The following is a 22,972-nucleotide window of genomic DNA, read 5'->3' as shown; positions in this document are numbered from 1 at the left end:
GCATTTATTGTATGCATCCCTTGAATTTGAAATTTAGGGGATAAATACTAAGTTCCATAATATATTTCATATTCAATTATTGATAAATAATCAAGGTGAGAAAAGTTTTCTACTACAAAGTTATCAAAGTAGCAGTAAAGAATTTTTGTTACCTTTTAGGAAACTTGTGGCACTTCTATTACACTTATACATGCTATAGCCGGTTTCAATGAATAGAAACCAAGAATTGGTTCTTATTCTAATTTATAAATAGAAGATCTTACCATATAGCTGGAATTTTGAGCTAAACGCTTAAAGCATTTGCAATAATTCTTAAAAATGGTATTGTTTTCAATGCCTATTGAAAATTATTTTTAATAAATTTCAATAAATTACTAAAAAATATGAAATTAAAAGGTTCATTAATGCAGAATAAACTTTTTTCAGTGAAAAATAAAAAAATACTTATTACAGGTGCATCAGCAGGTCTTGGCAAACATTATGCTCAAGTCTTGGCAGAAGCTGGAGCGCATATTATTGCTTGTGCCCGGAGAGAAGAATTGTTAAATGACCTTGTCCAAGAAATTAAAAATAAAAAAGGAAGTATCCAATCGCTTGTTTTGGATGTGACAGATTTTAGCGATGCAGAAAAAAAATTAACTCAGCTTTATTCGCAATTAGAAGGAATAGATGTCCTTATAAACAATGCAGGAACAACAGCTAAAGTAAAGCGCCCCGTTATCGACATCACGCTTGAAGACTGGGATGATGTTATGGATACTAATCTAAAATCGATGTGGCATATTTCTAACATCACAGCAAAATATATGCAGAAATTCTCAATCAAAGGAAGTATTATAAATATTTCATCTACAGCGGCAAATCGAGCACGTGCAGGCAATCCTATTTATGGAATCTCAAAATCAGCAGTTATTGCTTTGACTGAAAAACTTGCTGGTGAATATGCGCATTATAACATCCGGGTGAACTCAATAGCACCTGGTTTTTTTGAAACAGATATAAATAAGAGTTTTGTTCAATCAGAGGGGGGGAAAGAATTTCTTGCAAGAACAATTCCCCTTGGCCGTAAGGGTGAATACGAGGAACTCGAAGGAGCGATCTTTTTATTTTCTTCAAATGCTTCAAGTTACATCACAGGTGAATGTTTATTTGTGGATGGCGGGTACATAATTAATTCCCTTATATAGTTTATTTTTTGTGATAATAAATTAATCTTAAGGATCATAATCTGTGTTTTAAAAGCTTGAACTTTTAAATTATAACTTCGAAAGAACAACAAATGCACGCTAACAAATTTCTCGTATTGCTGTTTGGTCTGCTGACTGAATTTTTTGCCTTTTCACAAATGGAAAATATGCAGCATAATTATAATTTAAACTTAGTTAACAAAGATGAAGTTTTTTCAAATGCTACAGAAGGGCTCCCATTTGTTAGAAATGCACAAGTGATAAAGCTAAAAAATGGTCAAAATTATACATTAATTGCAAAACAAGTTAAACAAAATATAAATGGCAAAATCATTAAACGCTTTGCATATAATGGATCTATTCCTGGGCCAATCATAGAGGTGCAAAAAGGATCTAAAGTCAAAATTAAATTTATCAATCAAACTGAAGTGGATCAAACTTTACACTCGCATGGCTTACGTCTCAATTATTTATTTGATGGTACAGTTGGGTTAGGGCAAAAAGCTCCTGTTCGACCTGGAGAAACTTTTGAGTATGAATTGTATTTCCCAGATACAGGGGTCTTTTTTTACCATCCACATATTAGAGAGGATTATGCGCAAGATATGGGTCTCTATGGAAATTATCTCGTAAATTCTAATAAACAAAATAATGTTATACCTGTAAACAAAATGGTACCTATCAATTTGGATGATATCTTATTAACGGATACTAATAATCCTTATTATAAAGGTTATGCAAATTACGCAGCCATGGGGCGTTTTGGCAATATAATGCTGATAAATGGTGTTGATAATTACAAAGAGAATTTTACTAAGGGTGAGATTATTCGTTTTTTCATAACAAATTCTGCAAATACGCGAACGTTTAATTTCAATATTCCTGGTGCTAAAATGAAGTTGATTGCAGCAGATATGAGTCCTTTTGAAAAGCAAGAATGGATAGAAAGTTTAATCATTGCCCCCTCGGAACGCTATATTGTAGATGTATATTTTAAAGATAAAGGTATCTATAAAATTCTTAATTCCAATTCTGAAACAAAAACACAATTAGGATTAATCGAAGTCTTGGAAGGAAAACTTGATAATTCATTTGTTGAAGATTTTATGGTTTTGCATGCGGATACGACTCACAAAAATGAAATGCAAAAATTATCTAAGCATTTCAATAAAAAAGTTGATAAAAATTTAATTATTTCAGTAGATATGAAAATGGATCATTCACAGCATGGCGAACTTCCTGAAATAGAATGGGAAGATAATATGCCTAAAATGAATGAGCATATGACTTCAAAAGATGTTGCATGGTTATTGATAGATAAAGAAACAAATAAAAAAAATATGGATGTTTTTTGGAGTTTTAAAAAAGGACAATATTATAAAATAAAAATTTTTAATGATCCAAAGTCCAAGCATCCAATGCAACATCCCATCCATTTTCATGGGCAAAGATTTTTAGTTCTTACTGACAATAAAGTGAAAAATAATAATTTAGCTTGGAAAGATACTGTCTTAGTAAAGACAGGTCATACCGTTGAGATTTTATTAGAAGCGTCAAATATTGGTAAGTGGATGTCCCATTGTCATATTGCTGAACATTTAAGTTCTGGTATGGCAATTGGTTTTTCTGTCGAATAAAACATCAGCATTCACGCCCACAGTCATTCAGTTGAATAAAGCAGGGTCGCATTCAAGTCCGACAAGTGTAAAGATTTTATTTAAAATCTATGCCCCTGAAAAGATCTAAATCAAATATTTTATTAAAATTAGCTTTGGGCTGTAAAAATTCCCAAAAATGCACATTAAAAAATTCTTTGCGATTAATGCAAACTTGGTGTAATGTCGATTTTATACTTATAGTATTTTAAAAATAAAAAAGTACAATTATATTAAATGGCGTTTGAGAAATAAAAGAAGAACCATCTGAATATATGGTGAAAAAAAATGAAACAAACTAAAAATAGCATCTTCATATTACTTATTTTAATGCATATTAATTGCTTAGCAATGTCTAAAATTAATGTTAAAATTGCATATTTTGATAATTTCTACCCTTTTTCTTTTTCTGATGAAAATGTGACCAAAGGAATTTTTGTAGATTATTTGGAATTTGTGTTTCATAACTCAAAGAAATATAATGTCACTTCATATAGTTTTCCATGGGAAAGGGCTCAAGATTTTGTCAGAAAAAACCAATATGATGGACATATTACTTTGGTGAATGAAAAACGCAATCAGTTTCTCTTTCATAATAAAAATCCGATTTTCACTGATTATCTTCTTGTAGTTTATTCTAAAAATAACAAAAATAAAAATCTAATTAAAAATGTAAAATCTAAGAATGATTTGAAAAAATTTACGATTAACGACTACATTGGGAATAGTTTATCAGAGCTCTATTATCCAAAAAAAGATGGATTTGATATCGATTTCTCAGCCAGTATTGAAGCATGTTTTAAAAAATTATTAAATGGAAGAGGTGATGTTATTTTGGCAGATCGATCCATTATTGATATGCTTATGTCTCAGAGAAAAAGAGCTAGTATTGGTTTTATAGACGCGTCATTTATTGTTCCAAAATATGAATATTTTTTACATTTAAGAAAGAACTTGCCTTATGCAAAAGAATTTATTGATGAGTTTGATAAACTCAGTAAAGAAAAGGAAAATATTAAAAAATTTAGTGAATTGTATAAATATTATATAAATAATGTTAGTAAATATAAAAAGTATGAAAATAATATAAACGAATAGTCCAGGGATAATTTTTTATAGCTGAGCAAGAGACCTTGCTCCTTTGTGCGATATTTTAGTGTTGTTTTCATACAGGCATTAAAAGAAGGATGTCTCGTTAAAATTAATACTTCATTTTAATAATTTTCAGAAATATTTACATAAATCCTGTCACAAATATTGTCTAAAGGCAAACAACTCAAGCTTTTCATTGAAAAGGGGTTTTGCAAATGAACACCTATTTCATCTAAAGATAATAATGGATAAGATACAAGACCTACAATAATTGCAGAATACATATTTGTTTTGTCATTCATGCAAAAAGGGAGTAATAGAATAAACATTAATATAAATCGTCTAATTTTAATTGCTAAAACAAAAGGTATTGGAGTTGATGCTATACGTTCACACGCACCAACTGAGTTTAGCAATAATAAACGTTCATTTTGTAAAAGATGATAGACAAATGAATTAATTTCATGACTGAGTGATTTTTGAAAGAACTCATCTAATTTAATAGCTATAAATGAAGGTCTATGAGGATGCTGACTTATTTGTACTAAATCTTCTTGAGTTAAGAATTTATTAAGCTTTGTTGTGCTCAAATCATTTCTTAAACTATTCATTATGACATAAGGCCAAGCTGCGATATAATTTAAAATTTTCTTTTTTTCTTCTTCATTTTTACAATGAACTTTTATCATTATAGCTAAATTTCTTGATTGATTAACAATATTACCCCATAATTTTCTTGCTTCCCACCAACGATCGAGTCCCGCATTTAATCTTAAAACAAGAAGTACTCCTAATGCAAAACCCGTGTATTGAAAAGGACTAATAGGAAATGTAGAAATTGGATATAATTTTTCAACAGCACTTGCAATATATGCGTAAAGCATTAAAAAAGCGACCCTATGAATCACAACAGGTGTAACAGATCCATTCCATGTTACAGCTGTTTTAAAAAATGATTTTTTTTCATGCTGATTTATAAAATTATACTTTTCATAATTCAAATCTACTTGGTTCATTGAGAACCTCTTCCTTTACAGCAACAGATTTTACAAAGCACTTTTGCTTGTGATCATAAATATTCACATCGCCAGTTTCAAATTGATACACCCAGCCATAAAGTCTAATTTTATTTTGTCTGAGAGCACAAGAAACTGATGGATGTGTTTTCAAGTTGTCCGTTTGTGTTAATATATTTTCTTCTATAACGTCCATTAAATTAATATCATTATTTTTTCTGCAAGCTAAAACTCTTTTTTTAGTTGTTTGTGCATGTCTCAGCCAGTGTTTTACTGAAGGAAGAGTATCTAAATCAACTTTATCCATAAGTGCTGCCATTGCTCCACAGTGTGAATGACCACATATAACAATATTGCTTATCTTTAAGCCATCGATAGCAAACTCTATAGAGGCTTCTTCTCCTCCGCCTGATGCTCCAAATGGAGGAATAATATTTCCTGCATTGCGGATAACAAACAGTTCCCCTGGTTGTGTTTGAGTTAATAAATTAGGATCTATTCTTGAATCTGAGCAAGTAATCAGAAGAGTATGAGGTTTTTGGCATTGAGATAAGGTTTCAAAGAGATCTTTTTGGTCTGGAAATACATTTTCAGTGAATTTTCTTAATCCAGGCATTAAATTTTTCATAATTTTATCCTTTATATCTAAAAGTAATTTTATCTAAAAGGAATAAAATAATCAAGAGGCTGTTTTTTTTAATATTAAAGTAACTTTGTACATTTTTTAATTAAATACACAGCTAAGGTGATCTGCTATTATTCAAAAAAGGATTTTCAAGTTTAAGAGGATCTAAATAAGGTGCGAGAACTTTCCAGGCTCTCAATGTTTCAGCAATACTCCAAGCCTGTGCAATACACCCCCTTGCTTTGTAAGGTGAATCGCCATCAAAAATTTCGCTGATAAAGCCAACTCCATAATCATTAATATGTTTTCCGAGTGGCTCAATAAAGCTGACAGCAACCGAAGCATTTTGGGTTTGCTTAAAATAAGCAATTGCATAAACTCCCAGCAACCAACTCCAAGCAGTTCCTTGATGATAGGCTGAATCGCGAGCTAAGTAATTACCAAAACATTGTCCTTTATATTGGCTCGATCTTTTAGCTAGGCTGCGCACTCCAAAATAAGTAACTAATTCTTTACCACAAATATCTATAATGCATTTTTTCTGTTTAAAATCTAAAGGACAATATTTGAGTGATAAAGCGATAATTTGATTCGGTCTGAGGCTATCATCGTTGCCATTGGGACCATCGATGACATCGAAGCAATACTGTGCATCATTATTCCAATATTTATTGAAATTATTTTCAACACGCTTGATTAAATCTAAGTATAAGTTATTTTCTTTACAGAGGATTATGGCATATTGGTTTATATTTTTTAAAGCATTGTACCAGAGAGCATTTATTTCAATTGGCTTACCAATTCGGGGGGTAAAAACTATTCCATCTGCTTTTGCATCCATCCAAGTTAATTGTAAATTTTCTTCTCCTGCATAAATGAGACCATCTTTTAAATCGCATTTAATATTATAACGCGTACCATGATAATAAGATTCAATTATTTCTTCAAGGGTTGAATAAATGCGCTTTAAAAAATCCAAATCTTGGGTGTGCATTAAGTAGTTTGCAACTGCTTCTATGTACCAAAGAGAGGCATCTGCTGTGTTATAGTCAGGAGTTTCGCCATAATCTGGAAAACGATTTGGAATCATTCCGGCATCTAAATATATTGCATAATTCTCTAATATAGATTTTGCAGTTGAATACTGACCTGTTGCACAGCAAATACCATTTAAACTAATAAAAGTATCTCTCCCCCAATCACCAAACCAGTGATAACCGGCAAGAATACTTTTTGCATTTTTATCCGTTAGACTCTCTCGTCTAACAATAAAATGATGAGCTGCGTAACTGATTTGTCGAATCCAATTCGGCGTGTAATCATTTTGAGAGTATTTTAACAAATTTATTCTGTTTTTATTCTTTATTTTTTGTAGCACATTTTTGCAATCCTTGTTGACGTCATGTTCTGTGCTAATTATTATATTCAAATTATTATTAACATTGGATATGCTTTCAGTATAAATAGCAGCACATTTATGATTTTCTATAAATGAAAATCCTCTTTCTCTTTCTTCTTCTAGTAAATAATTATAATATATAGTATCATCAACTAAAGAGTTTCTAAAGTTAGAATAAGAAGAAAATAGCAGTTTTCCTTCTTTGCTTAAAAATTGAATACTTTTATCATCTATTTTAGAAAATACATTTATCTCACTATTTAATCCATGAAAATCTCGGTTATTAATAAATACTTTACATATAATTTTTAAATCATTGGGGATCGTTTCACTCAATACTTTATAAGTAATATATATTGAGTTTTTTTCAGGTTCGAAAAAAATTTTCTTTTCTAAAAGAACATCTTCACATTGATAAACCCAAGTTGGAATATCTTCATCTAAATAAAATGATTGAATATGCAGAAAACCTTTTGGAAAAAAATTTTCGCTGCCACTCCATTTGTTAGAGCTTAATAAAAACCGCTTATTTGAAAAAACAAGTTCTTCTTCTATTTTACTGACAAAGAGAACTCTGCCTAATGGAGGTGTTTGAGCAACTACAAATAGCCCATGGTAGCGCCTGCTTAACGTCCCAGAAAGTGTGCCAGAAGCGTAGCTACCTAAACCATTTGCAATAAGCCATTCTCGATTTAAATCTTTAGCAATCTGCATTTTATTTAAGTATGAAAAATGTTGAGATTCTTTTTTTTCGAGGCTAATCAGCATTTTAAATCCTATCACATTATTTTGTATTCTATGATAGTTTATTTTATAATTATTGTCAGATTATAACGACATATGATTAACTTTTAATAACCCCACAGAGAATTCTTTTGCCGGCATTACCAGCAGGAGCTGATTTTTCATCATCCTTATCTTGGTGAACGACTAAAGAGCGATTTAAGAGTGAATATTTATTTTCATCATTTAAGGTAAGAGAGGGAACTTTTATTATAATATCAATTTTTGCTTCGCCATTTTCATCCGAGAGAATATTGCCAAGATCTCCAGCATGCTGTTTGCTATATTCTGTACTTGCAATAGATTTTCCATGAGTATGACTTTTATCTGGATTAAAATGACCTCCAGCTTTTAAGGCTTCATTGTCAGAGCAGTCACCATTCTCATGAAAATGGAAGCCATGCAACGAGTTTGCAGAGAGACCAGTTATCGTACCAGTTATTTGAATTTCTCCATTGGCATATTCAGAAATCTTAACAAGACCGGAAGCATTTGAATTGTTTTTGGCTTCAAGTTTCACCTCAACTTTCTTTTCAAGAACATTTTGAGAAGAAGTATGGCAACCAACAAAAGGAACAATTGTTACAAAAATGAAAGCAAATGAAGAAATTCTTTTCATGGTATTCTCCTAAAAAAACTCAAATTGTATTTTTACTCAAGCGCTTTTCTTTTTTTTCCTTAATTTCCATGAGAGTCGTAGAATGCATTGGTTGTGCTTTTTCTTTTGGATTTATAAAGACTTTAGCAAATGCGACAGCAATAGCAGCTTCAGAAAAGCCAGTAGCAATGAGATCGAGTTTAGCTGTATGTTTTGCAATATCCCCAGCCGCGAAAATACCAGCCAAATTGGTTTCCATTCTTTCATTTACGCAGATGCCATTGCCTGAGAGTTCGAGTCCCCATTCCTTTATTTTTCCTAAAGAACTATTATAACCAAACATAATAAGGGCATCATCCACAGAAATTATTTCGTCTAATTCGTGATCAATTCCTTTAATATGAACACTTTCTAATTTACTCTCTCCAATAAACTCAGTGATTTCAGAATTTAAAATAACTCGTGCATTTGTCTTTTGCAACTTATTGACTGAATCATCGTGGGCTCGAAATTTATCAGAACGATGCACTAAGGTAACTGACTTAGCTATATTAACCAGCTCATTTGCCCAATCTAGAGCAGAATCTCCACCTCCAGCAATGATCACGTTTCTATCTTTGAATTTAGTTTTTTCAATGACCGCGTAAGCAACTCCGTTTCCTTCAAATTTATCTGCTCCATGTGCATGATGCTTCTTTGGACTATAAGAGCCGACGCCTGCCGCAATGATAATAGTTTTTGCTAAGTGAGTTCCTATATTTGTTGTTAATTGCCAAATTCCTTCTTCATTTTTATTTAATGTCTGCGAAGTTTCATTTAAACAAATTTCGGTTTGATAAGGTTTAATTTGTTCTATTAAATTATCGACAAGATCTTTTGCGAGGATTTTTGGAAAACCAGCTACATCATAAATGTATTTTTCAGGATAGACGGCAGTAAGACGGCCACCAAGGGCTGGCATTGAATCAATTATTTTGCAACTTGCATTACGCATACCTGCATAAAATGCAGCAAATATTCCAGTTGGTCCTCCTCCCAGAATGAGGATATCATGTATTTTTTGATTCATTGAAAAAACTTTCTTATTTAATATTCTTTAGCATTGAAAATTACAAATGAATTTGCAAACTCTTAAAATATGAACTTGTTTTTACAATGGAGTCAAATTCTACTAAGAGCAGCCGATTCATCAGAGCCAATGAGAAATGAATTATTACTGTTTTGAGTTAAAATCAATAATTTTAGAACTGTCGAGGAGGATATTTACCGCTTCTTTAAGGACGACATCGTTTTTACGAATAACTTTTCCTAAGATATCAATATCTTCATCTTCGTCGTTAATCTGATTCATATCTATATCTTTTTTGAAAGCATTCGATTTCTCACCCTCTTTTTTCTCACTTGCTTTTTTTTCACCTTCTTTAGCTGATTCTTTTTTATTAGAAGCTATTTTCGTAGAAGTTTTTTTCTGTTCAGCTTTTTCAGATTCTTTTAAGGAAACAAGAGTATTTTTGTCATTTCGCGCTTTATTTATTGCTTCAATTATTTTCTTAAAATCTGCAGATTTTTCTATACGATCAGAGCTTAACTTTTGTAATTTTGGGATATATTCTTTAAGATCTCTTTCGGGTTTAAAATCACGCGAAGGTTTAATAGTAGTGTAGGGAAGGGCATAATCATATTCATTTTCACCGATATCTGTTGCATCGATTATATCAGGAATAACGATATCAGATAGAATTCCTTTTTCTTGATTGCTCTTACCACTTGGTCTAAAAAATTTTGCAATAGTTACATGAATTGCTCCATCTGACGGTCGGCCATTTGAGCCAGGGACATCAAATATTGTTTGAACAGTGCCTTTACCAAAAGTCCTCGAGTCCCCCACAATAAGACCCCTACCATAGTCCTGGACAGCTCCAGACAAAATTTCTGATGCAGAGGCTGAATATTTACTGACGAGAACCGCAAGGGGACCAGTGTACAAAGCATCTTTGTTGTCAGATTCCACAGCTCGAACTTGCTTATCTCTATCTTCTACTTGTGTTACAACTGGGTCTTTAATAAATAAGCCAACTATTTTTTGTGTTTCTGATAAATCTCCACCACCATTGCGGCGTAAATCAATCAATATTCCATCCACTTTTTGTGCTTTTAGTTTTTTAATTTCTCTCGCCATGTCGTTAGAAGAACTTCGACATGTTAAGGGTGAATCTTGGCATTCTTTATAATCAATATAAAAATTTGGTAAATTGATAACACCTATTTTTTTATTTTCTATATTTAGAGTTTCACTTTTTGCTTGATTATCTTTTAACTGCACAACAGCTCTTTTTAGGGCAATGATAATGCGATTCATTTTACCATCAGCTTCTTTTCGCAAAATTGCGAGTTTAACAACTGTGCCTTCTTTACCTCTAATCAATTGAACAACTTTATTTAAATCCATTTCGATAACGTCTTGCATACCAGCACCATCGCCGGCATCAACAGCAGTTATTTTATCATTCTTTTTTATTCTGCCATCTTTTGCAGCTGCACCACCAGGAACGATAGCATCAATTACGGTATAACCATCAATGCTTCTTAAAGTTGCACCAATTCCTACAAGCTTTAAACTAAAATCAAATTGAAACTGAGCATTGTCCACAGGCGTTAAATAACTAGAATGTGGATCGAGAGATAAGGCAAACGCATTTAAAAAAAGAGAATTGATATCATCACCTGAACGGCTATCGACGTCTTTCTTAATCATTTCGTAACGACGAATAAGTCTTTTTCTTATTTTTTCTACGTCATCCGTATCTTTCATATTTAAAATAATAAATTTTATAGTTTTTTTCCAGCGATCCATCAATTCTTTAGAGTTTTTCGCCCAGTCAATTTTTTTTCTATCCGTTTCTATATATTCATCAATAGTAAAGTCTTGTTTTTCTTTTAAAATATTTTTAGACGAGATTGTTGCTTCTGTTATCCTCTTTTTATATCTTTCATAAACGCCTTTTTCTCCATTTATAAAACGGCAATCAATATTATCAATATTTTTAAATAATTCACTTTCTTGTTTTTTAAATTCATCAATATCATCTTGAATGAAATATAGTTTTCCTGGATCTAGTAATTTAAAAAAAGTATCAAATGTTCGAGTTGCAAGATCTTTGTCTACATTTCGATAGATATAATGATTTTTTAAGAAATCTTTCATTCTTTCAGATAAAGAAGAGCAGGTTAAATATCCTATATTTTTTTTAGGTATTTTTTTTGAATCTTTAACAGAAATTTCATCTGGAGGAGATGAAGGCAGTAAGGGGTAAATATTTAAAAACTGACCTAAAGAAATAGCTGCTACAAGTGCTGATATCGTAAAAAAAATTTTTCGTTTTGATGAATTCATCGAGAAAACTCACTTTCGTGTTGGAATTCTTAAATTCCTTCTTGAAAACCTAGATGATACAGGTGAACTCATATCATCGTCATCTTTATCTGTGTACACAATTGTTTTTTCGCGTGCACGAAAAGCTTTCGAAATATTTGACCTCTGATTAAACTCGCTTAAATTTTCTTCACTGTATGCTAAACTTTCATTTGTTTCAACAAATCTTCCATTGAACCAGCAAAATATTTGTCCTTGATGAAAACGGATTCGCGCTTCACCAGCCGCGTCGACTTTTTCGTGAATTTCATCGAGGCGTGCTTTTATTCTTTCATAATTGTCATCAAACATAGCAATAGCCAAAGAAGTTTCTTCTTCATCTGCACGAATCGTAATACGGTGTGTAAATTTTTGCTTTAATTTTTCACGCAGAGAGCGTAAAAGACGATCGCGATCAGAAGGTACAACTTCAGGATCAAGGTCAATAACGATATAAAGTGAGGCTAAATACATGGCACACCCTAAGAAATCAAGGGTTGAAAAAAGAGAACACAGCAGTCTCCAACCTATAGAAAGAAGTTGGAATCCGCAATTTTTACTATGCTCTGAACTGTTCTTTCCAATTATGCCATATGCTAGAGTTTTTTCAAACTTCATGGATTGGCCATCCCTTAAAGATTTAAATGCTAAGATCCCCTATTCAATTTATAGTTGGTGCGGTCAAAAAATTAACTTTGTGCTGCAAAAGGGAATGCGCTCGCAAGTTGGATTCGAAAGTCTTTATGAACCTAGAATTTTTTTGCTGGGTGAAGTGAGGACTCGGCTCGAAAATTGGCACGATTTTTTTAATGCACAAATTTGGTATTCATTTCCAAGAATAAAGGCAGCATTAAATATGCGTCAATTTTTTGCTTTTGATGAGTTGGCCGATTTTCCTTGGAATAAATCCCCACAAAAGAGAATGCGTGAACAGGATTATATGACAATGTTTGATGAAGGCGGTTGTATCATAGCAAAAATAAATCAGAAAAAAATTCCATTTATTTTTGGGCATGCAATCTATGAACGTATGATTTTAGGTGATCATGATTTATCTATGTGCGCTATAATTATTGAATGTGAAGAAAATTTTCTCTTTTTAAATATAAAAGAAAAATTAAGATATTTAGATATGAAATCCGCAAAATTATTAGCTAATCGAGAAATATATTATACAAATAAACCATTCTTTACTTATTCGCTAGAACATGCTATAAGTTTATTTAATAATAGAAGCAACAAATAAACTATCTGACAATTTTTTGACTCATTTAATATTCCTCTTTAATCATTAATATACATAATGGCATAATTCCTCAAGGTGGTGCAAAAATATGTATATAAATATAAAATTCATTTTAATCTCATTTTTACTTAATACTGTTCTTGGAATTAATGCAAAAGATAAAGAGAAAATAACTTTAGCTACTGAAGCATTTTTGTTTCAAACTGATAAATTAAATGCAAATGAAATAGGTGGTTTAGCAGGAAAAATTGTGGTTGAGTCGCTAAAGCGCGTAAAAATCGATTATGAGATGATGTGGCTTCCTTGGAAAAGAGCACAGAATGAAACTTTACTTAATTCAAATAACGCAACTTTTATTTTACCTTTAACGCGCAATAAAGAAAGAGAATCAAAGTACAATTGGGTATCCCATTTATATAATACCGATACAGCTTTTTTCTCTTTAAAAGGGCAAAAAGCAATCAATGATTTAAAAAGTGCAAAAAATTTAAAAATTGGTGTTCTGAATGGTTCTTCATACGAAATCACAATAAAGGAAGCACAGTTAAATTATGAAACGACTACATTAGATGAAACAAATTCTAAAAAATTAATTCTTAAAAAAATAGACGCATGGTATACTTCTAAAATTACTGGTTTGATGGCTTTCAAAATTAATAAAGTAAATTTAAGCCACATTGTATATGGTCGTTCAATTGATTCAGAAAAAATATATCTAGCTACAGCAAAAAGCACCCCGCAATCTTTGGTAGAAAAAGTGCGGAAAGCAATCGAAGAATATAAGAAAACAGATAGATATAAAACTCTCATTGATAATGCATTTAAAAATAATCAATAAATTTAAATATTTTTAATTTACTTGATATTTAGATATTAAACTATCAATTCCATCTATTTGGTCTGAAGAATTTGCATAGGTGGTATAACTTTTTAAAGTGTCATTACCTTTATATGTTCTTATAAATGCAAAGTTTGAAGTAGTGCCATTTTTATTGATGCAGCGACTATCACCAATATTGTTTAGATCCCTAACATTTTGTAATGCGCCTATTAATTTATCAGATAAGTTTCCCGTCCTTTCTTCAAAACCAGTACTTAAAGCATTTATAACATCTTCCCCAGTTAAAATGTTACCTGCCATTACATAAATAAATCGTCCATCTGGAGTCTCTTTTGTCATTCCTTTTGAAATATTAGAAGTATTTTTTCCTGTGTAAACTTCCTTAAAAGCTATATTTTCCATTGGATCAAACGTTAACGCGAGAAATTGTCTTGAATCCCAAAGATTCTCAGTCGCAATCTGATTCTCTTTTTCATACTGAATTAGCTCGTTTATAACCTCTGCTGCATTTTTTGCATCATTATTAATTAATTCTTTTGCTTTCTTATTTAAAAGATGTACATTTTCCACTGCACCTTGTAAGTTCATAATTCCTTTTCCTGGGACATAAACAACTAATTGATTATCTATAAAACTATTTAAATTTTTATTAATAGAATCTGAGTTTGATTCTTTTTTATTTAATTCAATACAACTTGCAAAAGCTGAACCAAATTCTTTAGTCTCTTTATCTATAGCTATTATAGAAAAAGTTGCATTAGCATTTGTTGCACATGAAAGAGTAATGAGAGAAAAAATAAATCTGAATGAAATATGCATTTCTTATACCTTATTTAATAGCTAATATATCCATCGGAATTTAAAAAAAAAACAAGAGAAAATGATATTTTATTAATCAAAAAATATATATATGCATTCGCTCAAAACGGGATATAAAATGAATTAAAATTTAGGGCAAGATTTTTTTTGTATTTTTGAACTTTACTAGAAATTTATACAACTTAGTAAAGTTCTCAGTAAATTTGTGCAAGATGATAATACTTGTTACTTTTAATGAGGTATTAAAAAATCAAGTATTAATTACTAAAAATAATTATAGCGAATATAACAAATCTAAATGTTTTTCATATAGCTCTTTAACTTTCCAATATGGCTTCAGTGGGTTTGGTAAAGCACCAATGATTTCAAGATGATCCCAGCCGTAGCGCACACCCATATCATTCCAAATCCCTTTATAAGCTCTTCCTGTAAAATACACTCTTTTTCCTTTAAATGGGGATGCCATACTGATCGTATTAACCACGCCATCATTTGCTAGCCATTGATCATCTATATTAATGTTTCCTTCTAGCTTTCGCTTAAAACAACCAATTGCATTTGCAGGTAAGCTTAATAAGGTTAAAATTGTAAAGTGGCAATTAGTAAATGGAATATCTATTGATGTCGATTGTGTGCCATATGAAAAATAAAACACATCTTTATATTCTTTATCGGTATCGTTAAATAATTGTGCTCCTTCTGGACTCAAGTCCCACTTACTTATATCTTTCGTATTCCAAATATATGAATTATATGCTCTTGATAAAAAATTTTTTAGATTTTCATCTTTTCTTTTTGTTAGGTTCCATTGTTCGAGTTTAAAATCTAAAAAGGGATCAATTCCGACTGCATTGGCCGCAGTTACAGTAGAAACAATAATAAATTGTGACGTCGGAAGAAAAATATCAGCTAAATGAGTCAGTGAAGTTCCGTTATTTGGAGTGGCAATTGTCGTTATACTTGTTACCCAACTTTTATTTCCTCTATATAGTTCAGCAACATCATTTTGACTGGTAAGAATTTCTTCTTGCGATCCTTCCTTTAAAATACTTAATAAGGCTCGAATTGTTTGCCCCCCTTGACTATGTCCAACAAAATGTATTTTATGATTTTCATCCCATTCGGGATAAAGAGGTTGTGTGTAGCATCGACCAAAGCGAGCGTGTTTAAACTTTTTTGCATGTGCTTCTCCATAATCTGCACACCCTCCTTTTATTTGTGCATAGAGATCGATGGCCCTGTCGTAATTTGAACTGAATTTGCCAACGGAAGCAGTAAAAACTTTACCCCCCTGAGATTTTAGATCCTCTTGTAAATCATTAAATCCCCCCCAATATTTATAGCCAAGAAGTTCTTGTCTCCCCCATCCTGAGAATCCATGTACAAGGACAATGGGATCTCTATTTTCTGCTAAGCACGAGAATGACAAAATAGTTGAAAAAATAAATAGACTGATTCTTATGAACGTCATAATAATCTCCTTAAGCAAGGGGCAATCCGTTATGGACTGGCTGTGTATTCAATTGTCAAATAACTTAGTTTTATTATATGATTTCATGAGAATGAATATCAAATGTTTTTTAACATTATTTTGCTTATTGCGTTTGAGTGGAATTTCAACAAAAGTTATTTCAAATAGTATATTTTTTAATATTTGAAAATACGACTAGAGTAATTATGGATATAGAATTTAAAAAATATTTTTTTTCTTCATTAAGTGAAGATAAAAAAATTAAAGAAATTGCAGTGACTCATCGAAACAATATCATGCAAATTGATATGTCAATCTTTGGTTCTAAAAGTTTTACGAATCGTGCCATAATTCTTGCAGGCATGAGTCCAAAATCTACAAAAATTGAAGGCTTTTTATTTTCAGAAGATTCATATTGGGGGCTCAATGCATTGAGCATTTTGGGATTTCGCATTAAAATAAATTATACAGAAAAAAGCGTACAGATATTTCCGCCATTTGAAAATTTCCAAAAAGATTTTAAAATTTTCTTAGGCAAATCAGGAACATTGGCTCGCTTTTTTCCATCTGTAATTTTAAATTGGCAAAAAACATTTCCTCGTTTTGGTAGAATAAATGTTTATACTGATGCAGAAGAGCAGCTCTTAAAACGACCTATGCAAGAACTTGTGCATTCATTAAAAGAAATCAATGGGAATATTTCAAATGAAAATTTACCTATGCAAATTTCTTCATCAGACTTGATGGGTAAATGCTCAATTGGCGGACAAACTTCTGGACAATTTCTAAGTGGTTTACTTTTAGCTGCATTCGGAGCAAAATCACAAATTGACATTGATCGCATTAATAATCTTGTTCAACCTGATTATGTGAGAATGACTTTACAATCCATTGAGTCTTTTGGTGGTCAAATCTCTTATGATCCTGATCTTTTCCACTTTAAAATTTCACCGACTTTTAATATTGGTGTTGATATCTATGAAGTGGAAGCCGATGCGTCTACTTGCTGCTATTTTATCACGCTTGCTTATATGCATAATTTTAATTTGAGAATAAAAAATTTAGGTAAATTAACATTACAACCTGATTTTCAATTTATTTCAATTTTAAAAACTCTTGGTGCGCATATTGAATGCACGGATTCTGAGATCTTTGTCTGCAAAAAAGAAATTTATACAAAGCCATATGGCAATATTTCTTTTGACTTGTCAAAACTAAGCGATCAAGCCTTAACATTGGGAATTGTGGCTTTATTTGCCGATGCTCCTATCGAAATTAGGAATATTTCTCATATTCGTCTACATGAGAGTGATAGAATTTCTTGCTTTGTGGCAAATTTAAGATCCATGAGTATTAGATGTGAAGAGTATTCAGATGGTTTTTGTGTTTACCCGTATCAAAATGATTTTAGTAGATTAAAGTCAATATGGAAAACGTATGATGATCATCGATTTGTAATGAGTGGCTTTATTCTTGCTTCATTTGCAAGTAATTTATTTATCGAAAATCCAAATTGTGTGGAAAAGACAGCGCCTATGTTTTTTCAACAAATAAAAGATCTTGGCTTTCAGACGAAATTAATTGAGGAATAAGTAAATGGGAAATACTTTTGGGACTTTATTCAAAGTCACAACTTTTGGAGAATCGCATGGGGTAGCAATGGGTTGCGTCATCGATGGATGTCCAGCAGGTCTAAATCTTAATGAGGAAATTATTCAAGAATTTTTAAATAGGAGAAAACCGGGGCAGAGTAATTTTACCACCAGTCGAAGTGAAAACGATCTTTGTGAAATTTTGTCTGGTATAGAGCAAGGAATAACTTTAGGCACGCCCATAGCAATTATTATTCGTAATAAAGATAAAAATCCACACGATTACTCTGAGTTGAATAAAGTATTTCGCCCAGGGCATGCAGATTACACAACGCAGCTTAAATATGGTTTGGCTGCGCAAAGTGGTGGCGGTCGCGCCAGTGCGCGTGAAACAGTAGGACGTGTTGCTGCTGCAGCAGTTGCAAAAGTATATTTAACCTCAATATTTCCAGAATTGAATTTAATGGCATGGGTCCAACGTATTAAAGAGATTGAAAGCAAACTCGAATATCATAATTTTTCTTTTGCTGATATTGAAAAAAGTGCAATTCGTTGTCCCGATCCTATCGTTGAAGAACAAATGAAAATTGCAATATTAAATGCAAAAGAGCAAGGAGACTCACTGGGAGGTTGTATACGCTGTGTTGCAAAAAATATTCCCGCTGGTCTCGGAGAACCTGTATTCAATAAACTTGAGGCAGCTTTAGCAACGGCAATGCTCAGCCTTCCTGCGTGTAAAAGTTTTGAAATTGGCAATGGCTTTGCATCAACTTACTTATTTGGCAGTGAAAATAATGATCAATATTATTTAAATAATACTGGAAATATTTATACAAAAACCAATCGCTCCGGTGGTGTTCAAGGTGGTATTTCAAATGGCATGAATCTAGAATTCAGTGTCGGATTCAAACCAATTTCAACTATCTATAAAGAGCAAAATACTGTTACCAAAACAAACTCACAAGAAATAAAATTCTCAATTCCAAAAGGGCGGCACGATTCTTGTGTTTTACCTAGAGCAGTGCCAATTGTGGAAGCAATGTGTTGGCTTGTTTTAACGGATCAATATATGCTGCAAAGCACTCGGAAAATTTATGATTGATATTCTTTTAAACAAAGAGAAAGAATTAAAAGTTATTTTAAATGATTTCTTTAGAAAAAAATATCAGCGCAATTCAATTCCCGAATTTTCTATTGATTATGACACTGAAGCATTTCAAGTAGCCTGTCAAATTTATAAAAGAGGTTTTATAAATATTGCGAATGTAATGTCTGAAGTTTACCAAGATGTACCAATACAATTTTTAGATAATTTGCAGTTTGAGCAGATCCTACAAAAGAAGAATGCCAAACAAATTTTTTATATCGTCGATATGAATATATGCAAATATTATGAAAAATTTATTCCTTCTGAAAAAATTTTTTTATATAAAGCGAGTGAATTAAATAAAAATATCGATAGTGTCATTACAATTTTAAAATCCTTACCCAAGGAATGCAATGAAATTATTGCCATTGGCGGAGGAAATACTCTTGATGTGTCTGGCTTTGTTGCTGCAATAGCTAAGATTCCAATTATATACTGTGCAACCACTCTTTTAGCTACAGTCGATGCAGCGACTGGAGGTAAAACCGGCGTAAACTGTCCATTGTATGGAAAGAATCAAATAGGTCTTTTTTATAAGGCAAAAGAGTTTTATTGCGTGCCTGAATTCTTTCACACTCTTCCCCATTCAGAAATAATTTCTGGATTGTGTGAAGCATTAAAGCATTCTTGGTTGTATGGTTCATTTGCGGAAGAAAAAAAATATTTTGAAGAGATATTAATATCTAATTGTTCTATCGAAAATTTAAAGATTTTTTTAATAAAAAATATAGAATATAAGACTAATATTATTACCCAAGATCCTTTCGAAAGAAAGGGTATTCGCTTGGCTTTAAACTTTGGTCATACCTTGGCACATTTGATTGAAGCTCTTGCAGAAGATAAAAAAATAGAAAGAATGCCACATGGGATTTCCGTTGCTCATGGGATATATTTTTTAATAAAAAATCGTATAATTGAATGTCCATGTATAAGTTTCTTGAACTATTTAGAGAAAATAATAATTTTATTTCCTATTGTAAAAATTTCCACTATCGATTCAAGTAATATTGAGCGTTATATAAGACAGGACAAAAAAAATATAAATACTTTTCAATGTGCATTAAGTTTACCATCTTATGGTCAGTTTTCTATGAGTAAAAATAATGTCGCTTTTATAGATCTATTAAAAAACTATACAATAGATTATTTGGTAGTATTAACTTCACAATACTTAAATAGTTTTAACATACATTCTTAATTATTTTTATAATCAATTCTATAATAAACTTATGAATCGAGTTAGCTGTTGCTTTTTTTTAAGAGTTTCAGTAGAATAATTATACTTCAATTATGTTAGATACAACTCTTTTCATTCCATAAGGAGAATGTATGTTGTTAAATTTAAAGAATGAAGAAAAAATTCTTTTCAAATTTTCAATTCATTGGTTTGACATGATTCCAAATGTTTTACTTGGTTTTATCTTATTTCTTATGTTTCTTCCGAGTTTTTCAGGAATTAAATCTTCATATGCTTATTTATTTATTATAATTTTTTGCTCTGCACCTATGTTAAGTAAATTTATTTCAAATCTTAATAAAAAAATATTACTCACAAATCAAAGATTATATATTGAAAGTGGTTGTCTAATAAAAAATATTCAAGAATATCCTATTCAAGAAATAAAAAATATTGATATTACTCAAAATCTTTTACAGAAATTTCTTGGAGTAGCAGACGTCAAAATATTGTTTCCCAATGCGCAACCTCTCATGATTCAAAAAATTATTTATCCTGCAAATTTCAAGGAAGAGATTTTTAAGTTATTAAAAATTCAATTGAATAAAGTGTAATTTTTAATAAGTTTTTTAATTTCATAATTTCAATTTTTTTATTTTTAATTAAAATTAAATAATTATTTAAAGTGAATCTTATTTTTTTGTTAGACTCTTGACTTTTTTGTTAGACTCTCATAGGTAAAAAATGATAATGAAAATCATTCTCAATCATTGAAACAAAAAAGGAGCTTCTAATGAAAAAAATTTTAGCAACAACTTTTCTATGTATATGTTCTTCTATAAGTTATGCGGCACAGTTTCCTTTAACTGTAAAAGCTGAAAACGGCACAATCATTTTACAAAAAAAACCTGAAAGAATAATTGTGCTCGAATTTGGATTACTCGATGAGTTGAAACTTCTTGGAATTAAGCCAGTAGGAGTTGGAAAGAGTGATAGCAGTGAAGGGCAGGATCCTGTTTATTTACAAGAATTTTTAAAAGATATTCCTGGTGTTGGAACACGAGATGAGCCAAGCCTGGAAGCAATTGCAAAATTAAAACCCGATCTTATTTTGGGCGAAGTCTCTTTTATTTCCAAATTAGGGCCTCAGCTAAATAAAATTGCTCCAACTGTTCTATTAAATGGAATTCTGGGCGATACAGAGGTACAAAAAAAGAATTTACAAATCTTGTCGGAAATCACAGATAGAGAGAGTCGTGTTTCAGCAATTGTTAAAAATCATGATCAAATTCGAAACAATGCAATTGCTATGGCTCAAAAATCTCCACAGAAAAAAGTTTTAATCGGATATATTACTCCAAGTGGAGTTTTTAGAGCGCTTTCTTCCAATGCTATAGCAACCCCGATTCTAAAAGATTTAAACAAAATAAACTTAATTCAAGAAAAAAGCTCTCAGCATAGAGTTGAAGTTACAGTTGAAGGAATTATTAATATGAATCCTGATCAAATTGCAATTCTTCTGACTGATGGTGATCTATCACCTTACAAAAAGTTACAAGAAAATCCTTTGTGGAAAGATGTGCGAGCATTTAAAGGAAATCAGATTTATTTCCTCGATCGAAATGTCTGGGCAAAAACACACGGGATTGAGGCTATGCAGATTAAATATCAAGAAGCTATCGAGTCTGGTTTCTTAGCCGGAATTCCGCATAACAAAATTTTAATGAATTAATAAATTTATTAAAATTAAAATGCAAATTTATTCTTTTAATTTGGGATTAAATAAAAAATAGACTACCAATATTTTTAATTATAAAATTTTTGTAAAACCTCAATTGTTAAATTAAATACTTTTCAAACTGTCTTGACAAAAAAAATGAGTTTGTCTATCAAACATACTATTGAGAATGAATTTCATTATCAATATATTTTCTTTTATAATTTTAGGAGCTTCGTATGAAAAAACTGCTAGTCTCAGCACTCTTAAGTTTATATGTGCCCATTTGTGGTGCAGCTGAATTTCCATTATCTGTTAAAGCAGAAAATGGCGTTGTTAAGTTAGAAAAAAAACCTGAGAGAATTGTTGTGCTTGAATTTGGCTTACTTGATGAATTAAAATTGCTAGGTGTTAAACCTGTAGGTATGGGAAAAAGTGATAATACCGAAGGGCAAGATCCTGCTCACTTGCAAGAATTTATAAAAGATATACCTGGCGTTGGAACGCGCGACGAGCCAAGTTTAGAAGCAATAGCGAAATTAAAGCCTGATCTTATTATTGGCGAAGTCACATTTATCTCGGGCTTGTTACCTCAGCTCAACAAGATTGCACCCACTATTTTATTAAATGGTATTTTAGGTGATCCCGCGGAACAAGTTAAAAACTTAAAAATTCTTGCAAGTATTACAAATACTGAAGATAAAGTTGACGGAATTGTTAAACATCATGATGAAATCCGCAGAAAAGCAATTGACTTATCTATGAAATCAAAACCCAAAACAGTATTGATGGGCTTTATCACACCGAGTGGAATTTTTAGAGTGCTTTCCTCAAATGCCATTGCAACACCAATTTTAAAAGATTTAAACAAAACAAATCTTATTAAAGATACAAGTGTTATGCACCGTGTTGATATTACTGTTGAAGGCGTTTTACAAAAAAATCCAGATCAAATCGTTATTTTATTAACAGATGGTGATCTTGCTCCCTATGAAAAATTAAAAGCAAATCCATTGTGGAAAGATGTACGTGCTTTCAAACAGAATCAAGTTTATTTTCTTGATAGAAACGTTTGGGCAAAAACTCATGGAATTGAAGCAATGGAAGTTATGTACGAAGAAGCAATACAATCAGGCTTTTTGGATGGTACACAACAAAAATTGAGCTCAAATAAAAATAATATTTAATTAAATTT

Annotated in this window: 20 protein-coding genes; 11 read left to right on the top strand and 9 right to left on the bottom strand. The window is 31.4% G+C overall.

Annotation, left to right across the window (positions count from 1 at the left end):
* Positions 1-404 precede the first annotated feature (404 nt).
* The 3 genes from EZS29_RS07775 (at position 405) to EZS29_RS07765 (ending at position 3,940) form a co-directional block, all read left to right on the top strand.
* On the top strand, positions 405-1,187 hold the full coding sequence (locus tag EZS29_RS07775) for an SDR family NAD(P)-dependent oxidoreductase (RefSeq protein WP_172603838.1): 783 nt from the start codon (positions 405-407) through the stop codon (positions 1,185-1,187).
* A gap of 92 nt (positions 1,188-1,279) precedes the next feature.
* Positions 1,280-2,824, top strand: coding sequence for a multicopper oxidase family protein (locus EZS29_RS07770; protein WP_130608426.1), 1,545 nt, complete (start codon positions 1,280-1,282; stop codon positions 2,822-2,824).
* Positions 2,825-3,130: 306 nt separating this feature from the next.
* Complete coding sequence (locus EZS29_RS07765; RefSeq protein ID WP_130608423.1) at positions 3,131-3,940, top strand: substrate-binding periplasmic protein; 810 nt, start codon at positions 3,131-3,133, stop codon at positions 3,938-3,940.
* Positions 3,941-4,056: 116 nt separating this feature from the next.
* Here the strand turns inward: EZS29_RS07765 and EZS29_RS07760 are convergent, their stop codons facing one another.
* The 7 genes from EZS29_RS07760 to EZS29_RS07730 form a co-directional block, all read right to left on the bottom strand.
* Positions 4,057-4,950, bottom strand: coding sequence for a bestrophin family protein (locus tag EZS29_RS07760; protein ID WP_130608420.1), 894 nt, complete (start codon positions 4,948-4,950; stop codon positions 4,057-4,059).
* A complete protein-coding gene (locus EZS29_RS07755; protein WP_130608417.1) occupies positions 4,925-5,578 on the bottom strand; it encodes a carbonic anhydrase in 654 nt (217 codons plus the stop codon). The genes EZS29_RS07760 and EZS29_RS07755 overlap by 26 nt, the downstream gene beginning before the upstream one ends.
* 112 nt (positions 5,579-5,690) lie before the next feature.
* Positions 5,691-7,742 carry an amylo-alpha-1,6-glucosidase gene (locus EZS29_RS07750; RefSeq protein ID WP_130608414.1) on the bottom strand — a complete coding sequence of 684 codons (2,052 nt, stop codon included), beginning with the start codon at positions 7,740-7,742 and terminating at the stop codon, positions 5,691-5,693.
* 76 nt (positions 7,743-7,818) lie between these two features.
* Positions 7,819-8,376: a superoxide dismutase family protein gene (locus EZS29_RS07745; protein ID WP_130608411.1), complete on the bottom strand. Its 558-nt coding sequence runs from the start codon at positions 8,374-8,376 to the stop codon at positions 7,819-7,821.
* A 19-nt stretch (positions 8,377-8,395) separates the two neighbouring features.
* Complete coding sequence (locus EZS29_RS07740; RefSeq protein ID WP_130608408.1) at positions 8,396-9,424, bottom strand: NAD(P)/FAD-dependent oxidoreductase; 1,029 nt, start codon at positions 9,422-9,424, stop codon at positions 8,396-8,398.
* A gap of 144 nt (positions 9,425-9,568) precedes the next feature.
* Positions 9,569-11,749, bottom strand: a complete 2,181-nt coding sequence (locus EZS29_RS07735; protein ID WP_130608405.1) for a carboxy terminal-processing peptidase — start codon at positions 11,747-11,749, stop codon at positions 9,569-9,571.
* 9 nt (positions 11,750-11,758) lie between these two features.
* Complete coding sequence (locus EZS29_RS07730) at positions 11,759-12,241, bottom strand: hypothetical protein (RefSeq protein ID WP_130608402.1); 483 nt, start codon at positions 12,239-12,241, stop codon at positions 11,759-11,761.
* On the opposite strand from EZS29_RS07730, the gene EZS29_RS07725 reads away from it, so the two are divergent.
* Entirely contained in the window at positions 12,240-13,013 is a 774-nt protein-coding gene (locus tag EZS29_RS07725; protein ID WP_130608399.1) for a DUF3025 domain-containing protein, read from the top strand. The two genes, EZS29_RS07730 and EZS29_RS07725, sit on opposite strands and share 2 nt — an antisense overlap.
* Positions 13,014-13,101: 88 nt before the next feature.
* Positions 13,102-13,851, top strand: a complete 750-nt coding sequence (locus EZS29_RS07720) for a substrate-binding periplasmic protein (protein WP_130608396.1) — start codon at positions 13,102-13,104, stop codon at positions 13,849-13,851.
* A 12-nt stretch (positions 13,852-13,863) separates the two neighbouring features.
* Here EZS29_RS07720 and EZS29_RS07715 read toward each other — a convergent pair whose 3' ends face one another.
* Together EZS29_RS07715 and EZS29_RS07710 are read right to left on the bottom strand one after the other, a co-directional pair.
* Positions 13,864-14,673 carry a DUF1028 domain-containing protein gene (locus tag EZS29_RS07715; RefSeq protein WP_130608393.1) on the bottom strand — a complete coding sequence of 270 codons (810 nt, stop codon included), beginning with the start codon at positions 14,671-14,673 and terminating at the stop codon, positions 13,864-13,866.
* A 274-nt stretch (positions 14,674-14,947) separates the two neighbouring features.
* Positions 14,948-16,144: an esterase/lipase family protein gene (locus EZS29_RS07710; protein ID WP_130608390.1), complete on the bottom strand. Its 1,197-nt coding sequence runs from the start codon at positions 16,142-16,144 to the stop codon at positions 14,948-14,950.
* 206 nt (positions 16,145-16,350) lie between these two features.
* On the opposite strand from EZS29_RS07710, the gene aroA reads away from it, so the two are divergent.
* From aroA to EZS29_RS07680, 6 genes are all read left to right on the top strand, one after another.
* On the top strand, positions 16,351-17,736 hold the full coding sequence (gene aroA, locus EZS29_RS07705) for a 3-phosphoshikimate 1-carboxyvinyltransferase (protein WP_130608387.1): 1,386 nt from the start codon (positions 16,351-16,353) through the stop codon (positions 17,734-17,736).
* A 4-nt stretch (positions 17,737-17,740) separates the two neighbouring features.
* Positions 17,741-18,838 (top strand): chorismate synthase, encoded by a 1,098-nt coding sequence (gene aroC / locus EZS29_RS07700; RefSeq protein ID WP_130608384.1) that lies wholly within the window; start codon positions 17,741-17,743, stop codon positions 18,836-18,838.
* Positions 18,831-20,081 carry a 3-dehydroquinate synthase family protein gene (locus tag EZS29_RS07695; protein WP_130608381.1) on the top strand — a complete coding sequence of 417 codons (1,251 nt, stop codon included), beginning with the start codon at positions 18,831-18,833 and terminating at the stop codon, positions 20,079-20,081. The genes aroC and EZS29_RS07695 overlap by 8 nt, the downstream gene beginning before the upstream one ends.
* Positions 20,082-20,212: 131 nt before the next feature.
* Positions 20,213-20,674, top strand: a complete 462-nt coding sequence (locus EZS29_RS07690; RefSeq protein WP_130608378.1) for a PH domain-containing protein — start codon at positions 20,213-20,215, stop codon at positions 20,672-20,674.
* A gap of 179 nt (positions 20,675-20,853) precedes the next feature.
* Positions 20,854-21,792 (top strand): ABC transporter substrate-binding protein, encoded by a 939-nt coding sequence (locus EZS29_RS07685; RefSeq protein ID WP_130608375.1) that lies wholly within the window; start codon positions 20,854-20,856, stop codon positions 21,790-21,792.
* A 224-nt stretch (positions 21,793-22,016) separates the two neighbouring features.
* Complete coding sequence (locus EZS29_RS07680) at positions 22,017-22,964, top strand: ABC transporter substrate-binding protein (protein WP_130608372.1); 948 nt, start codon at positions 22,017-22,019, stop codon at positions 22,962-22,964.
* The last annotated feature ends 8 nt before the right edge of the window (positions 22,965-22,972 follow it).

Origin of the sequence: Fluviispira sanaruensis (genome assembly GCF_004295685.1) — a bacterium.
Taxonomy (GTDB): Bacteria; Bdellovibrionota_B; Oligoflexia; order Silvanigrellales; family Silvanigrellaceae; genus Silvanigrella; species Silvanigrella sanaruensis.
This window is presented reverse-complemented; position numbering and strand designations above follow the sequence as displayed.